At 61.2% G+C, this 18,842-nt stretch carries 16 protein-coding genes and 1 pseudogene; 2 read left to right on the top strand and 15 right to left on the bottom strand.

Annotated elements, in window-relative coordinates; translation table 11 throughout:
• Positions 1-17 precede the first annotated feature (17 nt).
• The 8 genes from mmsB to FHT84_RS12515 all read right to left on the bottom strand — a co-directional run bounded on the left by mmsB (position 18) and on the right by FHT84_RS12515 (position 8,363).
• The gene (mmsB, locus tag FHT84_RS12550) at positions 18-899 is read right to left on the bottom strand and encodes a 3-hydroxyisobutyrate dehydrogenase (protein WP_183762666.1); all 882 of its coding nucleotides are present in this window, start codon (positions 897-899) and stop codon (positions 18-20) included.
• Positions 900-921: 22 nt separating this feature from the next.
• Positions 922-1,980, bottom strand: a complete 1,059-nt coding sequence (locus FHT84_RS12545; protein WP_183762663.1) for an enoyl-CoA hydratase/isomerase family protein — start codon at positions 1,978-1,980, stop codon at positions 922-924.
• Positions 1,981-2,019: 39 nt separating this feature from the next.
• On the bottom strand, positions 2,020-3,615 hold the full coding sequence (locus FHT84_RS12540; protein WP_183762766.1) for a GMC family oxidoreductase N-terminal domain-containing protein: 1,596 nt from the start codon (positions 3,613-3,615) through the stop codon (positions 2,020-2,022).
• 162 nt (positions 3,616-3,777) lie between these two features.
• Entirely contained in the window at positions 3,778-4,761 is a 984-nt protein-coding gene (locus tag FHT84_RS12535; RefSeq protein ID WP_183762660.1) for a branched-chain amino acid ABC transporter permease, read from the bottom strand.
• Position 4,762: 1 nt separating this feature from the next.
• Positions 4,763-5,650, bottom strand: a complete 888-nt coding sequence (locus tag FHT84_RS12530) for a branched-chain amino acid ABC transporter permease (protein WP_183762657.1) — start codon at positions 5,648-5,650, stop codon at positions 4,763-4,765.
• A gap of 2 nt (positions 5,651-5,652) precedes the next feature.
• Positions 5,653-6,354 (bottom strand): ABC transporter ATP-binding protein, encoded by a 702-nt coding sequence (locus FHT84_RS12525; RefSeq protein ID WP_183762654.1) that lies wholly within the window; start codon positions 6,352-6,354, stop codon positions 5,653-5,655.
• Positions 6,355-6,356: 2 nt separating this feature from the next.
• A complete protein-coding gene (locus FHT84_RS12520) occupies positions 6,357-7,139 on the bottom strand; it encodes an ABC transporter ATP-binding protein (RefSeq protein ID WP_183762651.1) in 783 nt (260 codons plus the stop codon).
• Positions 7,140-7,154: 15 nt separating this feature from the next.
• On the bottom strand, positions 7,155-8,363 hold the full coding sequence (locus FHT84_RS12515) for an ABC transporter substrate-binding protein (RefSeq protein ID WP_183762648.1): 1,209 nt from the start codon (positions 8,361-8,363) through the stop codon (positions 7,155-7,157).
• Positions 8,364-8,535: 172 nt separating this feature from the next.
• Between FHT84_RS12515 and FHT84_RS12510 the strand changes: the two are divergent.
• Positions 8,536-9,460 (top strand): annotated as a pseudogene (locus FHT84_RS12510) (LysR family transcriptional regulator).
• Between the two features lie 12 nt (positions 9,461-9,472).
• On the opposite strand, the gene galE reads toward FHT84_RS12510, so the two are convergent.
• The 4 genes from galE to FHT84_RS12490 all read right to left on the bottom strand — a co-directional run bounded on the left by galE (position 9,473) and on the right by FHT84_RS12490 (position 13,488).
• Entirely contained in the window at positions 9,473-10,510 is a 1,038-nt protein-coding gene (galE, locus tag FHT84_RS12505) for a UDP-glucose 4-epimerase GalE (RefSeq protein WP_183762645.1), read from the bottom strand.
• 418 nt (positions 10,511-10,928) lie between these two features.
• Entirely contained in the window at positions 10,929-12,095 is a 1,167-nt protein-coding gene (locus FHT84_RS12500; RefSeq protein ID WP_183762642.1) for a pyridoxal phosphate-dependent aminotransferase, read from the bottom strand.
• Between the two features lie 146 nt (positions 12,096-12,241).
• Positions 12,242-12,667, bottom strand: coding sequence for a large conductance mechanosensitive channel protein MscL (gene mscL / locus FHT84_RS12495; protein WP_112343776.1), 426 nt, complete (start codon positions 12,665-12,667; stop codon positions 12,242-12,244).
• Positions 12,668-12,921: 254 nt separating this feature from the next.
• Positions 12,922-13,488, bottom strand: a complete 567-nt coding sequence (locus FHT84_RS12490) for a TetR/AcrR family transcriptional regulator (RefSeq protein WP_183762639.1) — start codon at positions 13,486-13,488, stop codon at positions 12,922-12,924.
• Between the two features lie 138 nt (positions 13,489-13,626).
• On the opposite strand from FHT84_RS12490, the gene FHT84_RS12485 reads away from it, so the two are divergent.
• Positions 13,627-14,838 carry an MFS transporter gene (locus tag FHT84_RS12485; protein WP_183762636.1) on the top strand — a complete coding sequence of 404 codons (1,212 nt, stop codon included), beginning with the start codon at positions 13,627-13,629 and terminating at the stop codon, positions 14,836-14,838.
• Between the two features lie 8 nt (positions 14,839-14,846).
• Here FHT84_RS12485 and FHT84_RS12480 read toward each other — a convergent pair whose 3' ends face one another.
• The 3 genes from FHT84_RS12480 to FHT84_RS12470 form a co-directional block, all read right to left on the bottom strand.
• Positions 14,847-15,290 (bottom strand): nuclear transport factor 2 family protein, encoded by a 444-nt coding sequence (locus FHT84_RS12480; protein ID WP_183762633.1) that lies wholly within the window; start codon positions 15,288-15,290, stop codon positions 14,847-14,849.
• A gap of 101 nt (positions 15,291-15,391) precedes the next feature.
• The gene (locus FHT84_RS12475) at positions 15,392-17,602 is read right to left on the bottom strand and encodes a 3-hydroxyacyl-CoA dehydrogenase NAD-binding domain-containing protein (protein WP_183762630.1); all 2,211 of its coding nucleotides are present in this window, start codon (positions 17,600-17,602) and stop codon (positions 15,392-15,394) included.
• Positions 17,603-17,615: 13 nt separating this feature from the next.
• On the bottom strand, positions 17,616-18,824 hold the full coding sequence (locus tag FHT84_RS12470; protein ID WP_112343771.1) for an acetyl-CoA C-acetyltransferase: 1,209 nt from the start codon (positions 18,822-18,824) through the stop codon (positions 17,616-17,618).
• Positions 18,825-18,842: the final 18 nt, after the last annotated feature.

Here is an 18,842-nt window from a genome sequence, read left to right as displayed (position 1 = left end):
TGACCATCCGGCAATCCTCACTTCGCCTCGCGAAACATCTCGATGATCGCCGAAAAATCGCGGCCGCCATTGCCGAGCTTTTCGAAGAGGGCATACAGCTGCGCCGCTTCCGCACCCAGAGGCGTCGATGCGCCGCTCGACAAGGCCGCCTCCTGAGATAGCCGTAGATCCTTGAGCATCAGCGCTGCCGCGAAGCCGGGTTTGTAGTCGTTGTTGGCCGGCGATGTCGGCACGGGTCCGGGGACAGGGCAATAGGTATTGATCGACCAGCATTGACCGGAGGACGTCGAGGCGACATCGAAGAGAGCCTGATGAGAGAGGCCGAGCTTTTCACCGAGCACGAAGGCTTCGCAGACACCGATCATCGAGATACCGAGGATCATGTTGTTGCAGATCTTCGCGGCCTGGCCGGCACCGGCATCGCCGCAATGGACGATCTTCTTGCCCATCACCTCGAGCAGTGGCTTGGCGGCAGCAAAGCTTTCCGCCGAGCCGCCGGCCATGAAGGTCAGCGTGCCGGCCGCAGCACCGCCCGTGCCGCCGGAAACCGGTGCATCGAGCGAAAGGCAACCGACTTCGCCGGCCATCGCATGCGCCTTGCGGGCGCTGTCGACATCGATGGTGGAGCTGTCGATCAGCAGCGTTCCCTTCGGAACTGACCGCAGCACATCGGTCCAGACTGTGAGGACATGCTGGCTTTTCGGCAGCATGGTCACGACCACTTCGGCATCGGCCAAAGCCTCGGTCAGTACGCTGGCGGCCTTCACGCCAGACGCTTCGGCTGCCTTCAGCACATCATGCGAGAGGTCGAACCCGATCACGGCATGGCCGGCCTTGACGAGATTGGCGGCCATCGGACCACCCATATTGCCGAGGCCGATGAAAGCGATCCGTGTCATGATGTTTTCCTCCCACGATCGGTTATCTTGTGAAAAGCGGCGGCTGCGCCGGCACGAAGAAGCGGTCGATATCGGCAACGGTCACTTCGGCAAGGCTCGCCGGAGACCATTTCGGATTGCGGTCCTTGTCGATGACGGCAGCTCGCACGCCTTCGTAGAAATCGTGATTATACAATATGCCCTTGCAGGCGCCGAGTTCGCGATTGAGGCATTCGGCAAGATCGGCGCTCGCTCGCCCCGCCCTGAGCAGCCGCAAGGTCAGCTTGAGGCTGGTCGGCGAGCGGCTGGCGATCACACTTGCGGCTTCCGCGGCGAACTCTCCGGGCTCACCAGTCAATGCCGCTAGTATCCCCTCCACCGTATCTGCCGAAAACGCCCGATCGATAACATCCCGATTTGCCGCGAGCCGGCTTTCGCCGGCGTCTACCGCCATCGTCCGGATCAGCGCATGCACGTCTGCTGCAGTGGCCGAGGTAGCCAGTGCGGCAATCGCATCGACCAGCGCCGGCAGTTCCGAGGATGCGACACAATGATCGGCAAAACCGGCATGAATCGCATCGGCGGCGGCGATCGTAAGGCCGGTCAGCCCCATCCAGGTTCCGGCTTCGCCAGGCGCACGCGGCAGCAGCCAGGTGGCGCCGACATCCGGGAAATAGCCGATGCCGGTCTCGGGCATGGCAAGGCGCGTGCGTTCAGTGACGATGCGATGGCTGCCGTGGGCCGAGAGACCAACGCCGCCGCCCATGGTGATGCCATCCATCAGCACCACATAGGGCTTGGCGTAGCGCGATATGGCATGGTTAAGCAGAAACTCCTCGCGCCAGAAGGTTTCCGCTCTGCCGGAACCCTCCTTGCCGCTCTGGTGCAGCAGGCGGATATCACCGCCGGCACAGAAGCCGCGCTCCCCCTCACCCAGGACGATGACGCTTCCGACCAGCGGATCGGCAGCGAAATCCTCCAACGCCGAAGCGATGGCCCGTACCATCGGCAGCGTCAGGCTGTTCAGCGCCTTCGGTCGATTGAGCCTGATGATGCCGGCCGATCCGCGCCGCTCGATGATGACCTCGTCGGTGCTGTCCATGCAAATCTCCTGTCTCCGCTTCCGTCCATCAATAGGCCTTCATCGGTTATCGGCAAGGATCATCTCGGCGGCCTTTTCGGCGATCATGATGGTTGGCGAATTGGTATTGCCCGATGTGATCGACGGCATGATGGAGGCGTCGGCGATGCGCAGCCTTGCCAATGCCCTGAGCCGCAGGCGGGGATCCACGACACTTTGGGCGTCGCTGCCCATGCGGCAAGTGCCGACCGGATGAAAAATCGTCGTGCCGATATCGCCGGCGGCACGTTCCAGATCGGCATCCGTCTCATAGGCCGGACCGGGCTTGAATTCCTCCGGACGAAACCGGGCGAAGGACGGCTGCGCGACGATGCGCCGCGTCAGGCGAATCGAACGAACGGCGATCTCCCGGTCGCGTGCCGCCGAAAGATAATTCGGGCTGATGGCCGGCTGTAGGGCGAAATCGGGGCTGCGAACATGCACGGAGCCGCGGCTTTCGGGCCGGAGGTTGCAGACGCTGGCGGTGATGGCCGGAAAGGGGTGAACGGGATCGCCGAACTTGTCGAGCGAGACCGGCTGCACGTGATATTGCAGGTCCGGCGTTTCCTTGTCCGGTCCGGAGCGGGTGAAGATGCCGAGCTGGCTCGGCGCCATCGCCATCGGGCCTGAGCGGCGAACCAGATATTCGAGCCCGATCGCCGCCTTGCCGATCAGCTTCGTCGCCTTCTCGTTCAACGTGGGTACGCCGGTCACCTTGTAGGCAAGGCGAAGCTGCAGATGATCCTGCAGGTTTTCGCCGACGGACCGGACCTCGCGCACGACGTCGATGCCGGCCTTGCTCAACACCTCGCCATGACCGATGCCCGAGAGCTCGAGAATGTGCGGCGAGCCGATGGAGCCGGCGGATAATACGGTTTCCTTATTCGCATAGGCGCGCTTCGCCACGCCATCATGCTGGAACTCGACACCGGTCACGGCATCGCCCTCGACGATCAGGCGGCGGACCTGTGCCTTGGTATAGACGGTGAGATTGCCGCGCTTCATCGCCGGGCGCAGGAAGGCCTTCGTCGTGTTCCAGCGAATGCCGGAGCGCTGGTTGACGTCGAAATAGCCGGAGCCTTCATTGTTGCCGCGATTGAAATCCGCCGTCTCGGGGATGCCGGCCTCCTTGGCCGCGGCCTGGAAGGCATCAAGCACGGCCCAGCGCACGCGGGCCTTCTCGACCCGCCACTCGCCGCCGGCGCCATGCATCTCATCCTCGCCGCGATAATGATCCTCTGACCTGATGAAATAGGGCAGCACATCGTCCCAGCCCCAACCGGCGCAGCCCAGCTGGCGCCAGAGATCGTAATCACGCGCCTGGCCGCGCATATAGATCATGCCGTTGATGGAGGAGCAGCCGCCCAGCACCTTGCCGCGCGGGTAGTTCAGCGACCGGCCGTTCAATCCCGCTTCCGGCGACGTGGTGAAGCACCAGTCCGTGCGCGGGTTGTTGATGCAATAGAGATAGCCGACCGGAATGTGGATCCAGTGGTAATTGTCATTGCCGCCGGCTTCCAGCAGCAGCACCCTGTTGTTGCCGTCGGCCGAAAGCCGGTTGGCCAGCACGCATCCGGCACTGCCGGCACCGATGATGATGTAGTCGAAGCGATCCATTGGCATGCCCCCCATCCTAACCCTCTCCCCGAGGGGAGAGGGGACTATTTCGGCATTTGCCTAGGCCCCGTATCCGGTGATCGTCAAAGACAGTTTCCCCTCTCCCCTTGGGGAGAGGGCTGGGGTGAGGGGGTGCACAACAAGAACGCATAGGTTTGATCATTACCGCCGATATTCAAACCCCAGCTTCCGTCCTAACCGCGAGGCATAGAATTCGCCGACGACACCGCGGCGGAAGAGCAGGACGCAGACCATGAAGACGATGCCGGTGATGATGGTGACGGGGAATTCCGATGTGGCGAGATAGTTTTCCAGCGTCGCCACGAACCCCGCGCCAAAAATCGGGCCGATCAGCGTGCCTATGCCGCCAAGCAAGGTCATGAGAATGACTTCGCCGGACATCTGCCAGGCGACGTCCGTCAGCGTCGCGAACTGGAAGACCAGCGCCTTGACCGCACCGGCGAGCCCCGCCAGCGCCGCAGACATGACGAAGGCGCCGAGCTTGTAATGCGCGACGGAATAGCCGAGCGAAATCGCCCGTTGCTCGTTCTCGCGGATCGATTTCAGGATCATGCCGAAGGGCGAATTGATGAAACGCCAGATGATCAGCACGCCGATCAGGAAGATCGCGAGGACGAAGTAATACATGTTGAAGGAGTTGTTGAGATCGAGCACGCCGAAGAGATAGCCGCGCGGCACCGACTGAATGCCATCCTCGCCATGGGTAAATGCCGCCTGCAGGCAGAAGAAATAGAACATGTAGGAGAGCGCCAGCGTGATCATGGCGAAATAGATGCCCTGCCTGCGAATGGCGACGAAACCCATGACGAGGCCGAGCAGCGAGGCACCAGCAACGCCGATCAGGATGCCGAGTTCGGGCGGCACGCCCCATTCCTTCACGGCGTAGGCGGTGAAATAGGCCGCGCCGCCGAAGAAGGTGGCATGGCCGAAGGAGAGCAGACCCGCATAGCCGAGCAGCAGATTGAAGGCGCAGGCAAACAGCGCGAAGCAGAGCACCTTCATGACGAAGATCGGGTAGATGAAGAAGGGTGCCCAGATCAGACCGACAAGGCCGAGGATCAGCAACAGCTTCTGCACGGAAAGCTTCGGACGCTCCTTGGAGCTCAAGCTGATTAATCCAGCCATATCACGCCTCCCGACCGAAGAGGCCTGCAGGCCTCAGAAGCAGCACGATTGCCATGATCACGAAGATGACGATGTTGGAGGCTTCCGGATAGAAAACCTTGGTGAGGCCCTCGGCAATCCCGAGCATATAGCCCGTCACGATCGCTCCCATGATCGAGCCCATGCCGCCGACGACGACCACGGCGAAGACGATGATGATCATGTTCGACCCCATCAGCGGCGAGACCTGATAGATCGGTGCGGCGAGCACCCCGGCAAAGGCGGCAAGCGCGACGCCGAAACCATAGGTCAGCGTCAGAAGCACCGGCACGTTGACGCCGAAAACCTGCACAAGCGTGGAATTCTCGGTCGCGGCGCGCAGATAAGCGCCAAGCTTGGTCTTTTCGATCAGCAGCCAGGTGCCGATGCAGACGACCAGCGAGGCAATGACCACCCAGCCGCGATAGACGGGCAGGAACATGAAGCCGATATTCTTCGCGCCCGCCAATTCCGTCGGCACGGCATAGGGCTGGCCCGAGGAGCCGTAGAGATAGCGGAAGGTTCCTTCTATGGTCAGCGCCATGCCGAAGGTGAAGAGCAAGCCATAGAGCGGATCGACCCTGTAGAGCCGGCGTAGGCAGAACCGCTCGACCAGCGCGCCGAACAGGCCGACGATCAGCGGTGCCAGAACCAGTGCCGGCCAATAGCCGATGCCTGTATAGGCAAGCAGCAGATAGGCGGTGAAGGCGCCGAGCATATAGAGCGCGCCATGGGCGAAATTGATCACTCGCAGCATGCCGAAGATGATCGCAAGGCCAAGGCTCAGCAATGCATAGAAGGAGCCATTGATCAGCCCGATCAGCAATTGACCGAGAAGCGCCTGGGCGGGGATGCCGAATATCGTCGTCATGCTCAGACCCCCAGAACCTTGTGGAGCATATCCATGCGCTCGGAGAGTTCGCCAACCGGGAATTCCGAGACCATCTGGCCGTGGTCCATCACATAGAAGCGATCGGCGATGCGGCTGGCGAAGCGGAAATTCTGCTCGACGAGCAAGATGGTCATGCCGCGGCTTTTCAACTTCTGCAGGACTTCACCGATGCGCTGGACGATGACGGGCGCAAGACCTTCCGTCGGCTCATCGAGCAGCAGCATGCGGACGCCGGTGCGCAGGATGCGGGCCATGGCGAGCATCTGCTGTTCGCCGCCCGAAAGCCTGGTGCCGACGCTGTTGCGCCGCTCATGCAGGTTGGGAAACAGCTCGAAGATCTCATCGAGTGTCATGCCTCCTGCTGCCACGACCGGCGGCAACATCAGGTTTTCATAGACGCTGAGCGTCGAGAAGATGCCGCGCTCTTCCGGCACGAAACCGATGCCCTGATGTGCCGTCTTGTGCAGTGGCACTTGCATCATGTCCTTGCCGGCGAAAGCGATCCTGCCCTTGCGGGCACGGACGATGCCGACGATGGTGCGCAGCGTCGTCGTCTTGCCGACGCCGTTGCGGCCGAGGATGGTGACGGTTTCCCCCTCGCCCACATGCATATCGACGCCATGCAGAATGTGACTTTCACCATACCAGGCATTAAGTCCCTGAACGTCCAGAAGCGACGCCATCGTCAAGCCTCCTCCGTGCCCATATAGGCTTCGCGGACACGCGGGTCCCGGCTGACCGTCGCATAATCGCCCTGGGCCAGGATCTCGCCGCGCTGCAGCACCGTGACATGATGGCAGATATCGGCAACGACCGAGAGATTGTGCTCGACCATGAGCACAGCCCTGTCGCGCGCAACATCGCGGATGATGGCGGAGACGGTGTTCACGTCCTCCAGCCCCATGCCGGCCATCGGCTCGTCGAGCAGCAGCACCTTCGGATCGAGCGCGAGCGTCGTTGCGATCTCCAGCACGCGCTTGCGGCCGTACGAAAGATCGGCAGCGATGGCATCGCGCTCCTTCGAGAGACCGACTGACGCGATGAGCTGTTCGGCACGGGCATTGAGGCTGTCGAGAGCGGATAGCGGCCGCCAGAACTGGTGGGCGAGATTGTTTGGCCGCTGCAGGGCGACGCGAACATTGTCAAGCACCGTCAGATGCGGGAAAACAGCGGAAATCTGAAAGGAGCGCACGAGCCCCATACGCGCGACCTTGTCAGGTTTCGTCTTGGTAATATCGGTGCCGAGCAGCGTGATGGTCCCATGCGTCGGCTGCAGGAACTTGGTGAGCAGATTGAACACCGTCGTCTTGCCGGCGCCGTTCGGACCGATCAGAGCGTGGACCTGGGCGTGATGTACGTCGAGATCCACATTCTTGACGGCGGTGAAGCCGCCGAAATCGCGGCGCAGTCCCCGGGCGGATAACACCACCCGGGGCTCTTCATGCTGATGTGTCGAGGACATCGCCATCGGCTGTTCCAAGCCCTATTGCTTGACGAGATCGCAGCCGCTCTTGGCCGGATCGATATAGGCTTCCTTGCCGGGGATCGTCGCCAGCACGTTAAAGTAATCCCACGGCTCCTTGCTCTCTTCCGGCTTCTTGACCTGAAGAAGATACATGTCGTGGATCATGCGGCCGTTGGCACCGACCGTGCCGCCGCGGCCAAAGAAATCATCAACTGGCATTTCATGCAGCTGCTTGGCAACAGCCTCGGTATCGTCTGTGCCGGCCTTCTGCACGGCCTTCAGGTATTGCATGACAGCGGAATAGGTGCCGGCATGGATCATGTTCGGCATTTTGCCGGTGCGGGCAAAGAAGCGCTTACCGAATTCGCGGCTCTTGTCGTCGAGATTCCAGTAATAGCCTTCCGTCAGCGTCAGGCCTTGCGCCGCCTGCAGGCCGAGGCCGTGGACTTCGGCGAGCGTGAAGAGCAGTGCCGCCAGATGCTGGCCACCCTGGGTGATGCCGAATTCGGAGGCCTGCTTGATGGCATTCGAGGTGTCGAGGCCGGCATTGGCAAGGCCGATGACCTTGGCGCCCGACGACTGCGCCTGCAGCAGGAAGGACGAGAAGTCATTGGTCGACAGCGGATGGCGGACCGAGCCGAGCACCTTACCGCCGCTTGCCTTGACGAAATCGCTGGTCTGCTGCTCGAGCGAATAGCCGAAGGCATAGTCCGCGGTCAGGAAGAACCAGGTGTCGCCACCCTGCTTGACGAGCGCGCCGCCGGTGTCGACGGCCAGGGCATGCGTGTCATAGGCCCAATGGAAGCCGTAGGGCGAGCATTGCTTGCCGGTGAGATCGGTGGTCGCGGCGCCCGTGACGATATCGATCTTCTTCTTTTCCTTGCCAACCGCCTGCACGGCGAGCGCGACCGAAGAGGTCGTCAGCTCCATGATGGCGTCGACCTTGTCCTGATCATACCACTGACGGGCGATGTTGGAGGCGATATCGGGCTTGTTCTGGTGATCGGCATCGACGATCTCGATCGGCACGCCGAGAACCTTGCCGCCGAAATCCTCGGCGGCCATCTTGGCGGCCGCTACCGACGACTTGCCGCCGAAATCCGCATAGACGCCGGACTGGTCGTTGAGAATGCCGATCTTGACGACACCATCGGACGGGCCAGCGGCGAAAGCCGCGGTGCTGGCTGCAAGCAGAAATGCAAGGGACGCAATAAGACTCTTTCGCATATCCTCTCCTCCCAGAGATTTGGCAAAAACGAATCTGTTCAAAATTGGCCAGCCGCTTTCCTCAAAACGGCTTTTCCCGACCGCCAAGATCACGGAATTCGCGCGTTGACGCAAGTCGCGATTGCAATTAATTCCAAACAAGGTCTGTTCATTTTTGAACAGAGGAGGATGCATGAAGCGCACGCCGCACTTTACCTGGGACGATCTGCAGTTCTTCCTCGCCGTTGCGCGAACGGGGCAGCTTTCGACAGCCGCACGACAATTGCGCAGCAGCCACGCCACGGTTTCACGCCGTATCGACCGGCTGGAATTCGCCCTGAAGGTCAAGCTTTTCGAGCGCAATCCGCGCGGCTACATGCTGACCAGTATGGGCCAGCTTCGTCGATACCGCCGAGCATATGGAGCAGGAGACGGAACGTCTGCGCTCTGATCTTTCTGCGGGATCGGCAGCACAACGGGGTGTTGTGCGCATCAGCGCGCCGGAGGGTTTTTCAAACTTCTTCTTCACCGGCGTGCTGCCGGAATTCACCGCCAGGCATCCGAATATTTCACTTGAGTTGATCACCATTCAGCAGATCATGTCGCTCTCGCGCAAGGAGGCCGATATCGTCGTGGTGCTCGACCCGCCGAAGGCCGGACCCTACTTCACCGAAAAGCTCACCGACTATCATCTGCAGGTCTACGGATCGCGCGATTACCTCGCCCGCCATCCGCCGATCGAAAGCCGCGACGATCTGCCTGACTTCGCCTTCATCGGCTATATCGAGGATATGATCTTCGCGCCGGGCCTGGATTATCTCGACGACGTCCATCCGCGTATCAGGCCGCAATTCCAGAGCTCGAGCATCTTTGCGCAGCTGACGGCGACGAAGAACGGCCAGGGGCTGTGCGTGCTGCCGTTTTTCATCGCCGGCAAGCATCCCGATCTGCAGGTCGTTCTGCCGCATGAGGTGGATCTCAGGCGCCACTACTGGATCACCTGCCACCGCGACCTGCGCCAGTCGCCACGCGTGCGCACTGTCATCGATTTTCTGGCGGAAGCCGTGCGCAAGAATGCGCCGGCCTTTCTGGGGCCTTGGAGAAACACCGAGAGCTGAGATCGCTTCAGGCTATAGCATGCTCGGAGCAGCATAGATCTTGCCGAGCCCGGCGGCATCGAAGCTCGCCCGCTCGGCGAGGCGAAGTTCCCAATCCAGCGACGAACGCACGATCGTTTCAAGGCTGTCGTGTTTTGGAACCCAGCCCAGCTCGCGGCGAGCGAGCGTCGCGTCCGCGACAATGCTCGCCATATCGCCGGGCCGGCGCGGGGCGATATGGATGCGGAAGGAACGACCGTGGATGCGCATGACCATGTTGAGCACGTCAAGCACGGAGTAACCGTGGCCATAGCCGCAATTGGCGACCAGCGAGCGGCCGCCATCGCGCAGATGGCGCAAGGCCACGAGATGCGCCTCGACGAGATCGCTCACGTGGATGTAGTCGCGCACGCCGGTGCCGTCATGTGTCGCATAATCGGTGCCGTAGATATCGACCTGACGGCGGCGGCCAAGAGCCGCCTCGCAGGCGACCTTGATGAGATGAGTGGCACCGTCGGTCGACTGGCCGGCCCTTCCCTCGGGATCGGCGCCGGCGACATTGAAATAACGCAAAGCCACATAGTGGAAATCATAGGCCGCCGCGGCATCGCGCAGCATCAGTTCGGACATCAGCTTGGATTGGCCATAGGGCGATTCCGGCCGCAACGGCACGTCTTCGCTGACCGGTCTGTTCGCCGGCTGCTGGCCATAAACAGCGGCGGTGGACGAGAAGACGAAATGGCGAATGCCGGCCCTAACGGCGGCACTCATGAGGATGCGGGTCTTGCCCGTGTTGTTTTCGTAATAGGCAAGTGGGTCCTCGATCGATGCAGGGACAACGGCCGAGCCGGCGAAATGAATGATGGCCTCTATATGGTTTTCAGCGAAAATCGTCTGCAGGAGCGCTTCATCGGCGATATCGCCGAGATAGAAGCGAGCGGCCGCCGGAACGGCCCAGCGGAAACCCGTCGACAGGCGGTCGAGAACCACCACGTCCTCTCCCGCATCCAGCAATCTCCAGACCATGTGGCTGCCGATATAACCGGCCCCGCCCGTCACCAAAACAGTCATTCTTCGCGTCCCCGCCAAGTCTTACCGACCCCATATGAGGCCGCTCCTCCTGCGAAATTGATTAAAAGCGGGAGGCCCGGCGGGAAAGATTGCGGGGATGGTTAGAGGGGGCTTTCGCAGTTTGATTGGATTTTATGGATTGGGTGTGTGACGGCAGGCCTCGCATATATCGGAGAGTGCATACCCCCCTCTGTCACTTCGTGACATCTCCCCCACAAGGGGGGAGATTGTTGGGAGGTTGCTGCTCCTCCGCCAAAACAATGAAGTTTCAGATTCAGCAGATATGATGTTCATTGGGTGTGAGAAGCTGCCGCGAGTTTCCAATCTCCCCCTTGTGGGGGAGATGTCGCGAAAGCGGCAGAGGGGGTATCGGGACCAGCCAAATCAAACGCTGTCAGCCGCAGCACACAGATCGTACCTACAAACTCAAAATATACCGGCTCAACCTCTCCGCGGCATCCGCGACCTGCACCGGATCGCGCAGGAAGCAGGCGCGCATGAACAGCTCTCCGCCCAAACCGAAGGCCGTTCCGGGTGCCAGGCCGACGCCGGTCTTGTCGACGATGTCGATGGCGGTCTTGCGGCTATCGGTGACACCGTCGATCTTCAGGAAGGAATAGAGTGCGCCATCCGGCTTCAACGTCTGCACGCGATTGGTGGCGATCAGCGCCTCGCAGAGAATATCACGCGAGCGGGCTGCCTTCTCGATATTGGAGCTGACGAAATCGTCGCCTTCGTTCAGCGCCGCAACCGCGCCCTTCTGCATGAATTGCGCCACACCCGAGGTCGAATATTGCACGAGGTTTTCGATCACCTGTCCGAGTTCGGCCGGCGCGACGATCCAGCCCACGCGCCAGCCGGTCATCGACCAGTTCTTCGAGAAGGAATTGACGAAGAGAATCTTGTCATCGGCTTCCTTGACGTCCAGGAAGCTCGGCGCACGGCCGCCGGCATAATAGTAAAGCGCATAGATTTCGTCGGCCATGATCCAGAGATCATGCTTGCGCGCCAGGGCGAGAATATCGCGGAGGTCCTGATGGGTTGCCGTCCAGCCTGTGGGGTTGGACGGGGTATTGATGAACAGGCCCTTGGTCTTCGGCGTGATCGCCGCTTCCAATCGATTGAGATCGAGCGACCATTTGCCGTGCTCGAATTGTAAGGGTACGGCGACGGAACGGGCGCCCGCGATCTCCAGCGCTGCGGCAATATTCGGCCAGGCCGGGGAGAGATAGACCATCTCGTCGCCGGGAGAGGTGATCGCCTGCACGGAAAGCTGGATCGCCTGCATACCGGAGCCGACGACATAGAAATTCTCCATCGGCAGCGACGTGCCGAAATGCCGGCCGTAGTAATCGGCGAGCGCCTGGCGCAGCTCCGGAATGCCGCGCTGCCAGGTGTAGAAGGTTTCGCCGGCATTGAGCGAGGCCATGGCGGCGCGATTGATGAAATCCGGCGTCGGCAGATCGCCCTCGCCGACCCAAAGCGGCAGCAGGCCTTCGCGGCCGCGGGCATAATTGACCACTTCGACGATCCCGCTTTCGGGTGCTGCGAGCGCGCGCGGGCTGAGGCTATCTAGTATCGACATGCAAAGTCTCCGGTTTCCGCCTTCATAAAGCAGAGCGGCGGACAAATCCCATGACTTTGCCTTAGTGACCGATCGATTTTGGTGATGAATAAAGCCTCGATCCTTTCGGGACCGAGGCTTCTTATCGAACAGGACGAGCGAAGCCGTCAGCGCTTGGCGAGAAGATCGCGGATTTCCGTCAGCAGCTGGACGTCGGCCGGTGGCGGCGCTGCCTCGGCGACCTTGTCTTCCTTGCGCTCGACCTGGGCACGCAGCGTGTTTACGCCCTTGACCATCAGGAAGATGATCCAGGCGAGGATGAGGAAATTGATGAGGACAGTGATGAAATTGCCGTAGGCGAAAACCGCGCCCTGTGCGCGGGCGGCGGCGAGCGTCGGCGCATTGACCGCCGAGGAGAGGCCGATGAAATAGTTCGAGAAGTCGAAGCCGCCGAAAATCGCGCCAACGATCGGCATGATGATATCGTCAACTAGCGATTTCACGATGCCGCCGAAAGCGCCGCCGATGATCACGCCGACCGCGAGATCCATGACATTGCCGCGGGCGATGAATGCCTTAAATTCATTAAGCATTAAACAGTCCCCTTCGCGTTGCCGTTGAATTCACTGTCGATAATTAGCACCATCTTTTTCCTTAGTTTTCAACAGCAGATTGGCGAAAACTCTTATTCAGGCGCGAATATCCCAAGATAATCCCGTGGGTTAGGCAATTTATCCGCGCATATCACCAGTTACTTGTTCGTCAGTTGCGGGCAACGCAATCGTGGCCGCCACCCACGACACGTGAACAACTCTTTGATGACTCGCCTGGCGCTGGCTGCCATGTTTCAGCTTTTGAGCGTTCCTTCCGGCATCACTTTGGCAACCAGCTTGCGAACATACTCCGGGCCGGGGGCCTGGTCGAAGAGAATACGATATATGACCGGTGAGATGACATGGTCCATCAGTTCCGTCAGTGTCGGAAACGGCTCGCCCTGCTCCTTGGCACGGGCAATGAAAACAGCAAGCTGCTGCTGCGTATAACCGCTGCACTTCTCGGCATTTGCCACGTCTGACGCTGAAAGAATGTCGCGCAGCATTTGCCGCCCCACACCGGAGGCCATTTCGTCGGCATATTGCTCGGCCCAGGCTTCCAGATCCTCGCGGGGGCTGCCGATCTTCGCTGGCTCGGCTTCCGGCTGCAAACGCGAGGCGGCGACGTCGGCCAGAAGCTCTTGAAGATCGCCCCAGCGGCGATAGATCGTAGAAGGCGTGACGTTGGCGCGTTGCGCAATCATAGGGATGGTGATGTCGGCGCGATCCATCGTCGCCAGCATGTCGCGGACGGATTGATGCACCGCCGCCTGCACTCTGGCACTGCGCCCGCCGGGACGGGGATTTTCTCTGTAGCCCATAAGCCTTTGCCAATCTTTCCCTTTTGCCGATGGCGAATGACCAGGCGCCATTCACTAAGGCAAATTATTTGCTTTTGCGCGTTGAGCACCCTATATGCAGCTAACGCAATCTTTTAGCTTTAAGCTAGGATATAGTCGATGACCGAGCCCAATTCCACCGCCAGTGCACCGATCTCATTGGCCAGGCATTTGGCGCCATTCTACTACGCCGCGACGAGCGCATTGTTCTTCGCCGCCTCATCCGTGCCGACGCCTCTCTACCGCCTTTACCAGCAGGCCTTCGCCTTCTCGCCGATCCTGATCACGGTAATCTTCGCCGTCTATGCCTTCGCTCTCCTCGCTTCGCTGCTGATCGTCGGCTCGATTTCCGACCATCTCGGACGTCGGCCGGTGATCTTCGTATCGATCCTCCTCAATATGGTGGCGATGCTGCTGTTTTTAATGGCCAGAGGTCCGGATTGGCTGATTGCCGCCCGCGTCGTGCAGGGCCTGGCTACGGGAGCGGCGGCGAGCTCCATCGGAGCCGCTCTCGTCGATCTCGATCCGGTCAAGGGATCGATCACCAACAGCCTTGCGCCGCTGACGGGCATGGCGATCGGCGCGCTCGGCACCAGCCTCCTGGTTCAGTTTGCACCGGCGCCGACCCTGCTCGTCTATATCGTCACGCTCATCCTTCTTATCCTGCAAGCCGTGCTGCTCTGGCTGGTGCCCGAGACGACGCGTCGGCAGAGCGGGCTGCTTGCCTCGCTGAAGCCGGAAGTCGCCGTTCCCCCACAGGTTCGCCGCACTTTGCTGGCGCTGACGCCGATCAACATCGCCGTCTGGGCGCTTGCCGGCTTCTATCTGTCGCTGGTGCCATCGCTCGTCAGCACGACGACCGGCAGCACGGCGCCGCTGACCGGCGGCTCCGTGGTCGCGGCCTTGACGATCAGCGGTGCGGCGGGCGTGTTCCTGCTGCGCGAGAAATCCACCGCCATGATCATGAAGTTCGGCATACCGAGCATGACGCTCGGCATACTGACCGTTGTCGCCGGCATGCATGCAGCCGAGGTGTCGATCCTCGGCCTTGGGACGTTGATCGCCGGCGCCGGCTTCGGAGCGACCTTTCTCGGCACGGTGAGAAGCATCATGCCGCTGGCAAAGCCCGACGAACGCGCCGGGCTGCTCTCGGCCTTCTATATCCAGAGCTATCTCGCCTTCAGCTTGCCCGCCATTCTGGCCGGCTTCCTGTCGAAGGCGCTTGGATTTGCCGAAGCCGCCGACATCTACGCGGCAGCGATCCTCCTGCTCGTGGGTTGGGGCGTGCTGGCGTTGAGGGCGGAGCAAGAGAAATCAGTGAGTATGTCGTAAGCTTTCTCTTACGGTTTGAGCCCAAGTTCGGCAAGGCCGCTGCCATCCATCGCAAACGGCACCGACGTATGCTCGTGAACGATCTTCCAGATGCCCGCCGCCTTTCTGAGGCCGAGCGTCTGGCGAAACCATAGATCGACCTCGACGCCGTCCGTCTTCCTGCCGGTCATATGCACAAGGCCGGTCCAGAAGGCGACGTCCTCGCCGACGGTCAACCTGACATCGACGGCATCGCCGGCGATCGGCCCTTCCCAGGTCGAAAACCAGCCCCGCAAGCCTTTCTCGCCCTTACCCTTGTGTACGAGCGGCGCCGCCAGAGTAAAGCTGATGACATCGTCGCTTAAGTGCTCGACGACACCGGCGGCGTCCTTATTGCCAAGCGCAGACATCCAGCCTGCAAGCATTGCGTTGATGGCTTCGGCTTCGTCACGATTGCCGATGATCTCGATCATGTCATTCTCCTCGGTTTGATGGACTCAAGCAGAGGACGAATGAAAAGGGCCGCTCCCGACAGGAACGGCCCATTATTTGCCGTCAGCGACGAGCTGTTGGCTCAAGCCGCCTTCTTGGCGCCATAGGGATCGAAGCGGCCGTAGAAGGTCTCGCCCTTCGCGGCCATATCCTTCAGCAGCGCTGCGGGCTGGAAATGCGGGCCGTAGGCGGTTGCAAGCTTTTCGCAGAGATCCACGAAAGCCTTCACACCCATGCCGTCGATGTAGGACAGCGCACCACCCGTGTAGGGCGCGAAGCCGAAGCCGAGGATGGAGCCGACATCGGCCTCGCGCGGATCGGTGACGATGCCTTCCTCGATGGTGCGGGCAGCTTCCAGTGCGATGGTGACGAGGAAGCGCTGCTTCAACACGTTGACATCGATCTCATCGGCCTTCTTCTGCAGATAGAGATCCTTGAGGCCCGGCCAGAGCGACTTCTTGGCCGGCTTCGGCGGGTAATCGTAGAAGCCCTTGGAGTTCTTCCGGCCCAAACGACCCTCGCCTTCGACGAGACCGCTGATCAGCTGCATGTGACGCGGGTCAACCGCCTTCTCGCCGAGATCGGCAACCGTCGCCTTCAGGATCTTGTAGGAGAGGTCGATGGCGACTTCGTCGTTCAGCGCCAGAGGTCCGACGGGCATGCCAGCCATCTTGGCGGCGTTTTCGATCATGGCTGCGGGCACGCCTTCGATCAGCATGTCATAGGCTTCGTGGATGTAGCGGAAGACGCAGCGATTGACGAAGAAGCCGCGGGTGTCGTTGACGACGATCGGCGTCTTCTTGATGGCGGCGACGTAATCAAGCGCGACGGCCAGCGCATGATCGCCGGTTTCCTTGCCGAGGATGACTTCGGTCAGCATCATCTTCTCGACCGGCGAGAAGAAGTGGACGCCGATAAAATCGGCCGGGCGCTTGGAATTCTTCGCAAGACCGGTGATCGGCAGCGTCGAGGTGTTGGAGGCGAAGACGGCGCCAGCGGGCAGCACGGCTTCGACAGCCTCGATGACGGCCTTCTTGACGTCGCGATCCTCGAATACCGCTTCGATGACAAGATCGGCATCCTTCAGGTCGGTGTAGTCGGCCGACGGCGTGATGCGGGACAGAAGGGCCGCTCCCTCGTCCTGCGTCAGCCTTCCCTTACCGATTGAATCCTTGACCAGCCCTTCGCCGACGCCCTTGCCCTTGGTCGCGGCCTCGATATCGCGGTCGATGAGCGTGACCGGAATGCCGGCTGCTGCGGTGACATAGGCGATGGACGCGCCCATGAAGCCAGCACCGACGACGCCGACCTTCTTGAGCTCCGTCTTCGGCTGGCCTGCCGGTCGGCGCGCGCCCTTGCCGAGTTCCTGCATGGAGACGAACAGCGAGCGGATCATCGAATAGGCTTCGGTGGTCTGCAGCACATGGGTGAAATAGCGCTGCTCGATCTTCAGGCCGGTATCGAAGGGGACCTGCAGGCCTTCATAGACGCATTTGAGGATCGCGAGCGCTGCCGGATAGTTGCCCGCCGTCTCGCGGCGCAGGATGGCGGGTGCTGCCGGCCAGAGCTGGGCTGCGGCCGGCGTCCAGATGCCGCCGCCGGGCGCCTTGAAGCCCTTTTCGTCCCAGGGGGCGATGGGCTTCAAGCCATCCTTGATCATCTGCTTCGCGGCCGAGATCAGCTGATCCGGCTCGACCACCTGATGCACGAGGTTCATGGCCTTGGCGCGCGCCGCCGTCAGCGACTGGCCCGTCGTCATCATCTGCAGGGCGGATTGTGCATCCGTCAGGCGCGCGACGCGCTGCGTGCCGCCAGCGCCGGGGAAAATGCCGACCTTGACTTCGGGCAGCGCGATCTTGACGCTCTTGGCGCTCGACGCGACGCGGCCGTGGCAGGCGAGCGACAGTTCGAAAGCACCGCCCATGCAGGTGCCGTTGATAGCCGAAACCCAGGGCTTGCCGCAGGTTTCGAGCTTGCGGAACAGGCCGGTCATGCGCCCGACAAGATCGAAGAGCTTCTGCGTGGCAGCGGCCGGGTCCTTCGCCTTTTCCTCCTGGTAGAAGGAAAACATCGACTTGATCATCGAAAGATCGGCGCCGCCGGAGAAGGACGATTTGCCTGAGGTGAAGACCACGCCCTTGACGGCCGCATCGGCAACCGTGGCATCGATGATGGCGTTCAGCTCTTCCAGGATCTCGGCGGTGAAGACGTTCATGGACTTGCCGGGCATGTCCCAAGTAACGAGGGCTATGCCGTCTGCGTCGGTTTCGACGGTGAAATTCGTGTAAGCCATTGGTTTCCCCTCCTCAGACGCGTTCGACGATCGTGGCAGTGCCCATGCCGGCGCCGATGCAGAGTGTCACAAGCGCCGTATTGAGATCGCGGCGTTCCAGCTCATCGAGCACCGTGCCGAGGATCATCGCGCCGGTCGCACCGAGCGGATGGCCCATGGCGATCGCACCGCCATTGACGTTGATCTTGTCATGCGGAATGTCGAACGCCTGCATGTAGCGCAGCACGACGGCGGCGAAGGCTTCGTTGAGCTCGAAGAGATCGATGTCGGCAAGCGTCAAGCCGCTGCGCTTCAGGAGTTTTTCGGTGACATCGACCGGGCCTGTCAGCATCAGCGCCGGGTCGGAGCCAATATTGGCGAAGGCCTTGATACGGCCCCGCGGCTTCAGCCCCATGCTTTCACCGCCCGCCTTGGAGCCGAGCAGAACAGCGGCAGCGCCATCGACGATGCCTGAGGAATTGCCGGCATGGTGGACGTAATTGATGCGCTCGACTTCCGGATGCGCCTGGATGCCAACGGCTTCGAAGCCGCCCATCTCGCCGGGCAGCTGGAAGGACGGATTGAGCGAGGCGAGCGCCTGCATATCAGTGCCGGGACGCATGTGCTCGTCGCGGTCGAGAATGGTCAGGCCGTTAATATCCTTCACCGGAATGACGGAATTCTTGAAGTAGCCTTTCTCCCAGGCATTGGCGGCGCGCTTCTGGCTCTCGACGGCATAGGCATCGACGTCATCGCGCGAGAAGCCGTATTTCGTGGCGATAAGATCGGCCGAGACGCCCTGCGGCATGAAATAGGCCGGAAAGTTGACCGAGGGGTCCATGAACCAAGCGCCGCCGGACATGCCCAAGCCGACGCGCGACATGCTTTCGACACCGCCGGCGATGACGATGTCATCAGCCCCTTGCGCGATCTTGGCCGCACCGAAATTCACGGCATCGAGGCCTGAGGCGCAGAAGCGGGAAATCTGCATGCCGGGCGCCTTGGTGGAATAGCCGGCTTCGAAGGCAGCGCCCCTCGGGATAACGGCGCCTGCTTCCATGACAGGATCGACGCAGCCCATAATGATGTCGTCAACCGTTTCGGTATCGAGGCCGTTGCGGTCGCGGATCGCCTCCAGCGTCTTGGCGGCGAGGCGAACGGACGGCACTTCGTGCAACGCCCCATCCTTCTTGCCGCGCCCGCGCGGCGTGCGCACGTGGTCGTAAATGAAAACCTCGGTCATGTCTCATCTCCCTGCAGC

Origin of the sequence: Rhizobium sp. BK289, from assembly GCF_014193575.1 — a bacterium.
In the GTDB taxonomy this organism is placed as follows: Bacteria; Pseudomonadota; Alphaproteobacteria; order Rhizobiales; family Rhizobiaceae; genus Rhizobium; species Rhizobium tropici_C.
Note: the sequence above shows the minus strand (reverse complement) of the source record. Positions and strands in the feature narration are given on the sequence as shown.